The 12,953-nt window shown below is 46.1% G+C and carries 7 protein-coding genes; 3 read left to right on the top strand and 4 right to left on the bottom strand.

What is annotated here, in order from left to right; genetic code table 11:
* Positions 1-204 precede the first annotated feature (204 nt).
* The 3 genes from ACHZCY_RS14560 to ACHZCY_RS14550 all read left to right on the top strand — a co-directional run bounded on the left by ACHZCY_RS14560 (position 205) and on the right by ACHZCY_RS14550 (position 5,244).
* Positions 205-2,892, top strand: coding sequence for a CBS domain-containing protein (locus ACHZCY_RS14560; RefSeq protein ID WP_319549400.1), 2,688 nt, complete (start codon positions 205-207; stop codon positions 2,890-2,892).
* Positions 2,893-3,255: 363 nt separating this feature from the next.
* Positions 3,256-3,876: a site-2 protease family protein gene (locus ACHZCY_RS14555; protein WP_205221434.1), complete on the top strand. Its 621-nt coding sequence runs from the start codon at positions 3,256-3,258 to the stop codon at positions 3,874-3,876.
* Between the two features lie 246 nt (positions 3,877-4,122).
* A complete protein-coding gene (locus ACHZCY_RS14550; RefSeq protein WP_319549399.1) occupies positions 4,123-5,244 on the top strand; it encodes a CaiB/BaiF CoA transferase family protein in 1,122 nt (373 codons plus the stop codon).
* A 72-nt stretch (positions 5,245-5,316) separates the two neighbouring features.
* Here ACHZCY_RS14550 and ACHZCY_RS14545 read toward each other — a convergent pair whose 3' ends face one another.
* From ACHZCY_RS14545 to ACHZCY_RS14530, 4 genes are all read right to left on the bottom strand, one after another.
* Positions 5,317-6,945: an ABC-F family ATP-binding cassette domain-containing protein gene (locus tag ACHZCY_RS14545; protein ID WP_319549398.1), complete on the bottom strand. Its 1,629-nt coding sequence runs from the start codon at positions 6,943-6,945 to the stop codon at positions 5,317-5,319.
* A 235-nt stretch (positions 6,946-7,180) separates the two neighbouring features.
* The gene (locus ACHZCY_RS14540) at positions 7,181-10,597 is read right to left on the bottom strand and encodes an FG-GAP-like repeat-containing protein (RefSeq protein WP_319549397.1); all 3,417 of its coding nucleotides are present in this window, start codon (positions 10,595-10,597) and stop codon (positions 7,181-7,183) included.
* A gap of 1,281 nt (positions 10,598-11,878) precedes the next feature.
* Positions 11,879-12,157, bottom strand: coding sequence for a hypothetical protein (locus ACHZCY_RS14535; RefSeq protein WP_205221430.1), 279 nt, complete (start codon positions 12,155-12,157; stop codon positions 11,879-11,881).
* 388 nt (positions 12,158-12,545) lie between these two features.
* Positions 12,546-12,815 (bottom strand): hypothetical protein, encoded by a 270-nt coding sequence (locus ACHZCY_RS14530; protein WP_319549396.1) that lies wholly within the window; start codon positions 12,813-12,815, stop codon positions 12,546-12,548.
* Positions 12,816-12,953 lie beyond the last annotated feature (138 nt).

The following is a 12,953-nucleotide window of genomic DNA, read 5'->3' as shown; positions in this document are numbered from 1 at the left end:
AAATGATGACCATTCTTCTTACTGACGGACACCCGAAAAACAGATGCCACTATAGTTGACACAAGGAATCATGCAACCCACCTTTGCTGCAATATTTTCTCAACCTGAACCGACAATTCTCCCATCCCTCACTTTTTTCATTCCATCCCTGTGGCCTCTATTACCGCGTTTACCAGCTCATAAATTTATTGTATAAGCAAAGATATGGAGATTATAACGACTCATATCAATGCAGATTTCGACAGCTTTGCCTCTATGATTGCGGCAAAAAAGCTCTACCCTGAAGCTGAACTGGTCTTTCCAGGTTCACAGGAAAAAAGGGTGCGGGATTACCTTGTTCAACAATTTCGTAACATCTACGCCTTTAAAAAAATAAAACATATACAACTGGCCAAGGTTAAGCGACTGATTATCGTCGACACCCGCCACGCAGAGCGTATCGGAGAACTTGCGACCTGTCTTGACAATCCCGGCATCGATATCCACCTCTACGATCATCACCCTAACTCGCCAACAGACATCAAAGGCAGCCTGGAAGTCATCGAAAATTTGGGATCCACTACAACTATCTTCACTAAACTTTTTCAAAAAAATGAAATAGTACCTACCCCTGAGGAAGCGACCCTGATGGCACTGGGTATATATCAGGATACGGGCAACTTCCTGCACTCCACCACACACCCTGAAGATTTGGTGGCAGCCTCCTGGCTCTTGCAGCACGAGGTCAACCTTGACGTAGTTAATCAATTTGTTTCAAGAGAGTTAAGCGCCCAGCAAGTAAAGTTTCTCGGTAAACTGCTCAAAAATGCCACCATCTATAACATCGGTTCGGTAAATGTGACCCTGACCAAGCTGATTCTCCCTGAATACATTGATGATTTTTCAAGTATTGTCCAGCGGATGGTGGTTATGGAAAACATTGATGTTTTGTTTGCCCTGATAAGTATGGGAGAACGTATTTATCTTATTGCCCGAAGCAGAATCCCTGAAGTCAATGTGGGCAATATTGCCCGCGCCTATGGTGGTGGAGGACACGCATCGGCAGCGTCGGCAACGGTCAAGGACATGACGCTTTATGAGGCAGAAGAAAAACTTGTCCACCTGCTTCATCGTCATATCCAGCCCAAAGCCATTGCCGGGGAGTTGATGTCATCGCCGGTTATAGCGGTTACCCCCGATGTAACCATTGATGAAGCAAACAAAATGATGACCCGTTACAACGTCACCGTTCTCCCTGTTGCCCAAAAAGGAGGCAACCCGGAAACAGGGGAAAGGCCATCTTGCTTCATGGGCATGATCTCCCGCATGGTTGCAGAAAAGGCTATTTTTCACAAACTGGGAAGTCTGACGGTATCAGATTACATGACCACAGAAGTGGCAACCCTGCCGGCAACTGCAACGCTTGCAGATATCCAGGAACTGATAATCGAAAACAGACAACGGCTTATCCCCATAATCAAAAGCGAAGAGGTAATGGGGGTTATCACCCGCACCGACCTGCTCAACCTTCTTATAAACGACCCATCCCACCTCCCGGCCGATCTCCTCCAGGAAGACAACAGACCTTCGGTCAAAAGAAGCCGTAACCTAAGCGGTACCATGACCCAAGTACTGCCTAAGAACATAGTTGTCCTCCTCCGGGACATAGGCGAGGCTGCCGCTCAAATGCAATGTAATGCCTATGTTGCAGGTGGCTTTGTCCGAGATCTGCTCCTGCACATAAATAACAATGATATAGATGTTGTTATCGAAGGCGATGGCATTCAGTTTGCCAAAGCCTATGCTGAAAAAAATAAAGCCTCGGTGCGCACCCATGAAAAATTTGCAACAGCAACTATCATTTTCCCTGACGATACCAGGGTCGACGTTGCCACCGCCCGCCTGGAATACTACGAATACCCGGCTGCTATGCCCACAGTAGAGCTGAGTTCGATTAAACTTGACCTCTATCGTCGAGACTTCACTATTAATGCGATGGCAATCCATCTTAACCCGGAACGCTTTGGCACACTTGCCGATTATTTCAGCAGCCAAACCGACCTCAAGGAAAGACGAATTCAAGTATTACACAATTTAAGTTTTGTTGAAGACCCGACCCGTATATTCAGAGCAATCAGGTTTGAAGGCCGCCTTGATTTCCAGATAACACGGCATACCGAAAAACTGATCAAAAACGCTGTAGACATGCATCTTTTTGATCGGTTTGAGGAGTCGCGTTTTTTCTATGAACTTAAGCTGATCCTTTCTGAAAACAACCCTTTACCGGCACTCAGACGACTGGCAAGCTTCAAACTGTTCCCCTTTCTCTGGCCGGATCTCCGCCCAAACCTTAAAATTGACAGGCGGTTTGTCCATTTCATCACCCAGGCAAGCCGATCCATATCCTGGTTCAAGCTCCTATACCTCCCGGAAAAACTAGAACCATGGATCGTGCACCTGTTGGCGATCATGAGTCGCTCCAGAACCAAAGAACTGGTAAATTTCTGTACACGGTTTGACCTGCCCATCAAGTTGCAGAAAAAACTAGTGCAGCAAAAAATAGATGTGGAACGTATTGCCAAGGATATGCTCAAGCGTCCCTTTATAAAGCCAAGTGAAATTTACTGGCTGCTTGGCGATCTCGACAACGAAGGACTGCTCTACCTGATGACCATTGCCCGAAAAAAACATATCCAGCAGGCTGTATCCCTCTTCGTGACCACCTTGCGCAACGAAACGCCGCTTATCAACGGCAACGAGCTAAAAGAGCTTGGTTATAAACCTGGCCCAGCCTTCCGTTCCATGCTCAACCACCTTATCGAAGTGCAGCTCGACGGACAGGTCACAACCCATGATCAGGCGCTGAGCTTCATCACATCGACCTATCCCGTCAACGATACCCGGCTCGTTTAATCAAAAGAATCAAAATGTCTCATGAGCATTTTATGCCATTCTGAAAAGGTAAGTAGTGTTAGTTTCATACCCTTATTGAGGTAGAGTTCTTGAATACCCGACAATTAAGTAGCGACCTCGGCTGCCCCTCAACTCTAACTGTTCAGTAGTCTTCCATATGCTCACGATCAGCCTGGACACCCATAGAAAAACTATGTTTTCTTGCCAGATTGTGGGCAGAGGTAAGCCCAGCCTTCGTGGGGTGCTACTGAACAATTACTAAAATTCTTTCTCGCTTTTTCCAGTTTTGCCCTTAAGGTGTTGCTTGCTTGATAGCGCCTCTCATGACTCTATTTTTTGAACATACCCACGACTTCTTTTCCCATGCAGATAAACAACATTATACAACAGCTCATTATTCTCACGCCTCCCTTTCTGTTTGCCCTCACCTTACACGAATTGGCTCACGGTTACGTGGCCTATCACCTTGGTGATCCTACAGCAAAGAAAGCAGGCCGCCTGACCCTTAATCCATTAAAGCACCTTGACCCATTGGGTGTTTTAGCCTTTATCATAATGAAAATAGGCTGGGCAAAGCCTGTACCGGTAAACCCGAGTTACTTCCGCGACCCACAAAAAGGGATGATTTTGGTGGCACTGGCAGGTCCGGGAGCGAATGTTTTTCTTGCCATTACCAGCGCCATTCTTGCCAAGTTTTTTGTTATGCTGTCATTTATACCCATTTTCATCCTGCAGCCATTGGTGAGCATGCTGGTGGCATCTGTTTGGATTAATATCATGCTCGCGGTTTTCAACTGCCTCCCCATTCCCCCGCTCGACGGGTCCAAGGTACTGATGGGACTCCTGCCACCGTCAGCGGTTCGGACATATATTAAATTGGAGCCGTTTGGCTTTATCTTGCTTCTGGCCCTGTTTTATACCGGCATCATCCCCAAGCTGATCATGCCCATCATTCGTTTTTCAAATGATTTACTGCTCGGCTAACCAGCCCAACAGGTAACATCAAATCGCCTCGTCTTCACCTCGATCTGCGACTGTACCGCAGTGCACCAAATATTTATCAGCTAACCGATGAGCAGATAAGTTCCGACCTCGATACATCGGTATGGTGGGTGGGCAGATGGTGAAAAGTTGGCGTGCTGCTGAAGTTACGAGTTACACAACATTTTTCGCAACCAGCGCAGCTAATTGTGGTTGCCATTTAGGGACAGGATCACGTACATTGGCTGTATGCTTAATCTACAAAACACCCTGGTCGTCTCACTGGAACATGCGGTTGCAGCACCCTACTGCTCAAACCGTCTGGCACAGGCTGGTGCACGCGTCATCAAGATTGAACGTGCGGAGGGAGATTTTGCCCGTGGCTATGACAGCACCGTGCATGGGGAGTCGGCGTACTTTATCTGGCTCAACCAGGGCAAGGAATCACTGGTTCTCAATATCAAGGACAGTAAAGATGCCATGCTCCTGCACCGCATCCTCGCCAGCGCCGACGTGTTTATCCAGAATCTTGCCCCAGGTGCAATCGCCCGTGCCGGATTTGGCAGCGATGAGCTGGCTAAGCTGTATCCAAGGCTAATCTGCTGTGATATTTCGGGCTATGGCGATAGCGGCGAATATCGTGGCATGAAGGCTTACGATTTGTTGGTGCAATGCGAATCTGGTATGGCGTCGATTACGGGGACACCCGATGCCCCAGGAAGGGTCGGTGTTTCAGCCTGCGATATCAATTGCGGCCAACAGGCATATAGCGCAATCTTGGAGGCGTTGATCGAACGTGAGCATAGCAACAAAGGCTGCATTATCAAGCTATCACTCTTTGACAGCATGGCGGAATGGATGGCAGTGCCGCTCCTGCATTACGACTATACCGGCATAATACAAAAACGAGTCGGCATCAGTCATGCCACCATATCCCCCTATGGTGCCTACACTTGCGGCGATGGAGCGGTTATCGTTATCGCCATCCAAAACGAGCGTGAATGGCTGACATTTTGCAGCGATGTACTTGGCGATCCATCCCTACAAAAAAATCCAAAACTGCAATCCAACCAGCTGCGAGTGGCAAATCGTTCCTACATGGACCAGCTGATAAACCAGGTATTTTCCGGCCTGAGCCAATCTCAGGTGATAGAAAGGCTGCAACAGGGAAAAATCGCTTACGGCAAACTCAACGACATCTCTGGATTATCAAACCACCCTCAGCTTCGACGAATATCAATCGACACGCCGTCGGGCAAAGCCGATGTCGTCGCACCTGCGGCAATCCATTCAAACAAAAAACACGTGCTGCAAAAAGTGCCCGCACTTGGCGAGCACAGTGATTTGATTCGCAGACAGTTCTCAAAGTGATTCACGCTCCTGGTTACTTCACATTACCTCCTTTTCGCCTTTTATATCACGCCGCCCTCACAGCCTACTGCGTCAGTGCACGAGACCAGCAACCTCACCGAGATAATAGTCATAATCACCTTCATAAATACGCATTTCGCCATGATCAATCTCAAAGACTCTGTTTACCAGCGAACGCAAAAAGTGACGATCATGACTGACGAGCAGGATGGTCCCCTCAAACGCTTTTAGCGCATTGAGCAACACTCCCCGCGAAAGAATATCGAGATGGTTGGTCGGTTCGTCCAGAACCAAAAAATTCAATGGCCGGGCAAGCAGCTTGGCAATAACGACCCTACTTTTCTCTCCGCCGGAAAGAGTGCTGATCCTTTTATCAATATCATCTCCCTGGAACAAAAAGGCGGCACACAAATTACGGATGACACCGATATTTTCCAGCGGCAGCACCTCCTGGACGGCTTCAAAAACCGTATGATCGGGATGAAGAGTATCCATCGAATGCTGGCTAAAATAACCAATGCTAACCCCCGCACCCATAACCACCTCGCCTGCAGAAGCCTCTGCCCTGCCGGTGATTACTTTTAACAACGTAGATTTCCCGGCACCGTTCACACCTACCAGGGCTATTTTTTCAAGCCGCCTAATGGTCCCGTTGAGCCCGCTGAAGACCGGTTTGACGCTACCTTCTGCTGTCTGCCATTCTTTACCGAGATTTTTAAGGTGAAGCACATCTTCACCACTTCTGTGCGGAACAGGAAAATTAAACTTCATAACTTTCTGTTCCGGCGGCAGTACTATACGTTCAATTTTTTCCAATTTTTTTATACGTGACTGGACCTGAGCAGCATGGGAGACACGGGCGGCAAACTTGGCTATAAACTCTTCTTCCTTGGCAAGCATCTCCTGCTGACGGCGATAGCTAGCCACTAGCTGTTCACGACGAATTTCGCATTCACGCTGGTAAAAATCGTAATCTCCATTATAGGTCGTTGCCTGACCGTTAGCGATTTCGATAACTCGGGAGACGATCCGGTTCATGAAATCTCGATCATGGCAGGTCATCAACAATGCCCCTTTGTACTCGCTTGCCAGCCATTCCTCGAGCCAGAGAATCGATTCAATATCAAGATGGTTTGTCGGCTCATCCAGCAGCAACACATCCGGATTAATGATGAGTATCTTTGCCAAAGCTATACGCATCTTCCAGCCGCCACTGTATGTTTCTACGGGCAGCGAAAAATCTTGTTCGGAAAAACCCAGCCCGCTCAGAATTGCCTTGGCACGTGAATCAAGATCATACCCTCCACGATGTTCGAAGATGTCGGTTACTTTCCCATAGATTTCCAGCAGGTCTGCAAGCGCATCGTCATCCATCGGCTCACTCATCTGCGCTTCCATTTCCCGCATCTGATGCCCGAACTCAACCACCTCTCCTGCAGCCGACATGACCTCCTCTAAAACCGACCGCCCCGCCATCTCGCCAACATCTTGCGAAAAATAGCCAACAACCGTCTTTTTCGAACAGGAAATGTCACCCTTATCCGGTTCTTCCTCTCCGGTAATAAGACGAAAAACAGAAGTCTTGCCTGCACCGTTCGGCCCGACAAGACCGTTACGGCTCTGGGGGAGCACCTGAAGGCTTGCATCTTGAAACAAGACATGAGAACCGTACTGCTTATATATGTTGTTTAAATGTATCATGGAACAATTGTTTTCACTGTTTTACCGAAAAAAAATGGTGCGGAACGTAGCATAGCGCAACAGGGTTCGCAAGCACAATACGACCTTACGTTAAAGAAGCGGTGGATGATTACAAGCCACTTTAAGATGGAACACGAAGCGTTCCATCTTAAAGCTTAAACACCTTAGTCCTCTTCGTATTATACGTAACAAACCATCCACCACATCCTGGTTACCCGCCTCGAAGCACCTAAATTCATTTTACGAGGGAATAGGGAAGCTGGTTTACAGGACATCGATTTCTACCTATAAATACGAGATCGGCATCGGCAGCATTCCCACTAGTGGCTCGAACATCAAATTGGACAGTGGCACCCGTTGGAACCTCGAAATCAATTCCATCGAACCAAGGCCTCGACATTTGTGCAGCAAATATAATCTCTTGAGAATTGGAGGTGTCAAGAGTATCATTGGGCTCAAGGTTGACAGGAATTACACTGCTAAAAGGCATATCTGAAACTATGCTGCCAGTATACCTTTGCCACCCACTGGATCCGGCTATAGCTCTCAAGTGCCAGACAACACCCTCATTCCACAGAAAAACTCCATCCTCTGTTGCTGCATCATAAATTGGCTCTCCATACGGATCACAATTGCTCGACGTCCCTACCATGATCGTCTGGTTGGCCGTGTTGGTGGAACCATCGTTGTCGGTAACAGTGAGGACAACGTTGTAGGTGCCGGGAGTGTTGTATGTGTGGTTAGAGGTTAAGCCGCTGCCTGTACCGTCGCCATAGTTCCATGCATAGGATACGATCGAACCATCAGGGTCGTATGCAGCAGAAGCGTCAAAGTGCACCTCCAGCGGCTCTTCGCCCAAAGTTGGGTCGACCGTAAACATAGCCACTGGCGGCGTGTTAGAGTCTGATAAAAGCTGGTAGGGGAGTTGGTCTACAGTGCATCGATTTCCACCGATAAAGACAAGATCGGCAGCATTCCCACTCGTCGCTTCAACATTAAAAAAGACAGTGGCCCCAGCTTGAACCTCGATATCAAGCCCGTCGTACCAAGGCGACCCCATATTTATATTAAATTCAATTAGTTGCGAATCAGGGGTGTCCACACTATCTCCCCATTGCTCAAGGCTGACAGGGGTTACACTAACAAAATCCATATCTGCAACTATGCTGCCAGAATACCTTTGCCCCCCACTGGATCCTGCTATAGCCCTTAAGTGCCAAACATTACCTTCTTTCCACAGAAAAACTCCATCCTCTGTTGCTGCATCATAATTTGGCTCTCCATACGGAATACAGACTGGTTCTAGTTCGTTTACAGTGACGGTTACGGTTGCGGTACCCGTGCCGTCGGTGTAGTCATCAATGATATAGTCAAAGGTGTCTGTACCTGAAAAACTTGCCGGTGGCGTGTAGTCGATAAAATCATCGTTTGGATCACTCGGCGAGCCGTTATCGTTGATAATGGCTATACCGCCCTCACTGGTTGGGTTATCCACTGCAGTAATGGTCAGAGTATCACCGTTTGGATCGTAGTCGTTAACTAGGACGTCCACAGCCGTCGCGGTATCCATATCCGTACTGACACTATCAGCCCCTGCCACTGGCGGTTGAGGGCCACCCGAAGATTCCACAACCCGGAGGACTTGATCAGCTGAGATATTTTCTATTACCTGAACAATCCCACTTGGCCAATGTACTTCTAAGCGCTGTATGGTTGAATTATGCCCAAGACCAAAGTGAATGCGCGTATGATTTTGTGAATCCTTGTGCACACCGCCTGCTTGCTCACGCAACTGGGTCTTATCCCCTGCGGTCACAAACACGCGTGCACCAATACCGTCTCTGTTGGAAGTCGTTCCAACTAAATCGATTTCAATCCAGTGATTACTGTTTCCGTTATTTTTAAAGAGTTGAATAGGCCCTAAATGATCAAACGGCGACGGATACTTCCCATTGGTAACGAACAAATCCAGAAATCCATCACGGTTATAGTCCGCAGCGATTACGTGATCCCCTGCTCCCAGTGAGGTCCCAGCCGCTCCTCCTGTGTCAGTGACTTCTGTAAAAGCACCTGTCCCGTCATTTTCAAATAGAATATTAGGTGTATTCAAAACCTTTAATGAATTCACCACATAAATGTCTATGTCCATATCGTTGTCAAAGTCACCCGCTACAACACTCCTTCCTCTTAAATGCTTGTTGATTCCACTCTGTTGCGCTGGTATCTCTTTCAGCTGGGCACCATCATGGATATAGAGAGTATCTATAGCCGGTTGTGGCCTATTAAAATTCAAAAGGTCATAATCTGTAATTGGATTATCGGTTTCGACTATAAATCTACTCTCAAAACTTTGGTCAACAGATCTTGAAGATACAATTCGCCACTCATTTGCGCCCTTGTCAAAGCCGACATAAACACCATTATCAACGCCTGGTTGATGTGAGGCCATACCAGATACTCTTGGATCTTTAGGGTCTAACTCTATATAAACAGGGATTCGAGGCCAAAATCCCCATATTCTTGGGTCATCGGGAGAGATGTCAGCTGAAAATATTTCAAAAGGGAGACCCGACGAACCGACATAGATAGGGTAGTTTTGAAATGCATTCGGCAGCGAAAACAAAATTCTCACCGTACCATTGGATTTAAATGTTATTCCTTTCTCACACCCACAGTTATTGGTAATAATAGCTGCTGCCACGTTATGGGATGTTACGTTTACCTGATCCCCCCCCCCGCTCCTTGATAAATAAAGATCCTGACGAAGGTCCCCGTTGAAATCTGCGAAAGCAGCGTCACTTGCATATCCTGTGTCCGATGGAAATATTTGATTACGATGCTCGGTGAAAGGAATGGTCGCCATGCTGTACACATAACGAGGAAACCCTGCTCCACCATCATACGTTATAATATCCAAAACCCCATCACCCGTAAGATCCGCCAACATGCTAAAAAGAGCACCATGATCCTCAAATCCTACCAGAGAATTTACTTTATCAAAAAAACCAGTTTGCTTATCCTGTTGAAACAAGGCAGCAAACTCAAGGTATGGGGGAACGATCCCATTTAGATATACATCTAAGAGGCCATCATTATCGAAATCCAGCCACAATGGCATGCGCCCTCGATTTTCAGTAAATGAGACGCCGTATGCTTCAGCGCTTTCGTAGAGAATTCCATTATCGTTTACAAAAAAAAGGTTGGAATCTCTAGATGTGCCGCCATTGACCAGTATATCTTGATCTCCATCGTTATCAAAATCGGCCCACCCAGCACCATGTGTATCAACATTTGGAGATGGCTTTTGATTCCAAATACTATCAGAAATCTCGTCAAATGTTCCATCCCCCATATTTAGATAGAGGCTCGGCTCTTTCGACTGATGATTGGTAACCCAAATATCTGGCCACCCATCCCCATTATAGTCGGCCCATTGCGCACCCCAGGTGGGGCCGGTATAAGTTAAACCTGCTTCCTGTGTACTTTCAGTAAAGCTTATCTCAGCTCGGGCCGGAAAAATGAGGGTTGCTGATATTATGAATACAAAAAAACCTATGAGCAATGGATTGCGATAATAAACAGAGTTCTTCAGAAAAAAAAACAAAGAAGTATCGACTCTTTTTTGAAAATAATTCACTTTTAATATCAACATATTCTCTTCCTAAAGACCTCCATTAAGATTAATTGGTAAGGCTTATGTATTATCAGGCTAAGGCGTACTTAGATTCATGAAATAACATTATTTCAAATTAAAGAGCTCAATCCTCCTGTAGGTAAAAGGTCTGAATATGTTCTCAACATCTCTATCTATTGATATCTATCTATTGATTGGATGCCTTGGGTAGGCAATATGCCCACTTCTTTCTTGCAGGATCACACTGCAGAATGCATTTTGTGCATATTATGCGATTTGATCAATCAATAGCGCTACATGTTGTGCTACCACGTGACACAGAAAGTATCAATCATAGGTGGGCCTCCTGTTCCGAGTTGGTATGGTAGACGAAATGTCGTCAAGACAGGGACGGTAACTATCACCTAACATTTCCAAAGAACTACTTCTTTTTCCATGCAACAGCCTTGCCACAATGTGGTACAAAAATTTTATTGATATTACAAAACTTTACATTTTTACGGTAGGTTACAGATACCCGCTCGCTACTCTTTTTTACGATTATTAGGAAAAAAAATTCGAATATGCGGAAAACGCAGTGCAGGTCACATTCGTTACGATGTTGACATATCACGCTCTTCAGCAATACTCCGACTTTGCTAGACAGACATTTTTCTTTTGCTTTTTTTGCAAGTTCTTTTCTTTGAGAAGGCAATTTTGTCTGCGAAACCTGTTCAGTTAAACGTTTTTTTCTTCCTCCACAGGGCAGATTAATGCCGGGTCAAAGAAGTAATTGATTTGCTCTATGACTGACAAGGACAACGAGATAGAAAACGAGACGCTTTTTAGCGTTTACCCATCTTAAGGTCGACACTCCCAGACCTTCACTGTGCAACAGGGCCATAGGGGGGATAGAGCCTGTGTGCCGTTATCAAATTTGTTGCAGGAGGGGTTTATAGGGCGACAGCTATATCTACCCGACTTTCGCAGTTCGGCCTCTGGTTTCATTATTTTCACTCTGGCTGGGGAGTGTAACCTCTTGAAGTTACGTTAGCAAAAAGCCAAAATGGCTTGCAGTGTCGACCTAGGGAGGGAATGGACAAAGGTTACTTTCACCTTCATTTTACTGCTCGTAACTGCAAGTGATTAGGATATTGACCCTTTTAAGATGAAAAAACAGAACGCACACTCTACGGGGCAGCACCGCTGTTAGGGAGTCGAGATAATGGTTGGTAGCAATGTACTTTTACCCCCGACACTTTTCAGGTAAAGATAGAGATGATAAATGACAACTTTGAACAGCTCAGCATAAGCCAACTGTCAATTCGCCCAGTTCTCCTTAATCCACTGTATCGTATCCTTTTGATTACTTATTTCTTCCGGAAGCTGATCATGGATCATTTTTTCTATTTTTTCTCCAAAGCTGTTCACATCCCATGCTAGATGGTTGGTCAGATGGTTGATAATATAGAGCGTTTGCCACCCTTCTTTTCTATTAAAGGTGGAAGTATCTGGTATCCCGGAAATCTTGGGATCGTCTTTTTCGTAGTGGGACCACTTATATTCATAAACAAGGTCATCTTTTGTAAAAGTTTCCATAACTACCTCTCATAAAGTAGAAAATACAAAAAAATAAAGCTGGTAGCTTATGGTTACTTTAAACACCAAGTCATCAATGTCTCAAAATTATTACCCAGCTCACCGATTAGTCGACATTGGATACCCTGCGCTTAAGTGGGAATGGGTGGAAAAAGAGAGGAAAAGAAAAGGCGCGAGTCCTGTATTATCAATGGCTAAATAATAAGTTGGAAAAACCTGCGACTCAACCTTTTCCAGACCGGCCAAGTCGCAGTTACTTCAAAAACATCGTCAAAAGGTCCCAAAAAAACCTCTTCCGGATCAATCGATCGGCATGAACTACAGAGATCGTATCCGATTTCAGGTAAATCGACGGGCAGAGAGAAAATGCGGTCTCCCCAGGTTTTGGTTACTTGTGCCAGTAATTAAATGTCACGTGCATTCCTTCTGCTTCAGCTGTGCGATAAATCTCGGCATCTGCTGCGCTTAAAGCGTCTATCTGTTCCGGAGTCAGCAACAAGGCTTGTTTCTCCTCTTTCACGTCCCAACTATCGGACTCAAAAAAACGCAACGCAGTGTCTCTGGCGCCTTGTATATCGGTTGCAAACACCCACACATGAACGATTGCCCTGGAAACATTTGCCCCCCTATAGGTTTCCAGGCTGTGGTTCGACTTCAAACATAAGGTAATACGGATTCAAACGAGACCTCATATGTAAAAAATATAATCTTCACCCTCTGCATACACCAAGGGCATTGCAATTGACGCTACGTATATCTTATCAGGGAGCGGGTAATTAATCAGTAAAAGTTAATT

The sequence above is a fragment of the Desulfogranum marinum genome (assembly GCF_963675105.2).
In the GTDB taxonomy this organism is placed as follows: domain Bacteria; phylum Desulfobacterota; class Desulfobulbia; order Desulfobulbales; family Desulfobulbaceae; genus Desulfogranum; species Desulfogranum marinum.
The sequence above is the reverse complement of the archived record's forward strand: the minus strand, read 5'-3'. Positions and strand labels throughout refer to the sequence as shown.

Coding starts and splice junctions, on each gene's coding strand:
- ACHZCY_RS14555 (WP_205221434.1), top strand. CDS start 3,256: ATGCAGATAAACAACATTATACAACAGCTCATTATTCTCACGCCTCCC.
- ACHZCY_RS14560 (WP_319549400.1), top strand. CDS start 205: ATGGAGATTATAACGACTCATATCAATGCAGATTTCGACAGCTTTGCC.
- ACHZCY_RS14550 (WP_319549399.1), top strand. CDS start 4,123: ATGCTTAATCTACAAAACACCCTGGTCGTCTCACTGGAACATGCGGTT.
- ACHZCY_RS14545 (WP_319549398.1), bottom strand. CDS start 6,945: ATGATACATTTAAACAACATATATAAGCAGTACGGTTCTCATGTCTTG.
- ACHZCY_RS14535 (WP_205221430.1), bottom strand. CDS start 12,157: ATGGAAACTTTTACAAAAGATGACCTTGTTTATGAATATAAGTGGTCC.
- ACHZCY_RS14540 (WP_319549397.1), bottom strand. CDS start 10,597: ATGTTGATATTAAAAGTGAATTATTTTCAAAAAAGAGTCGATACTTCT.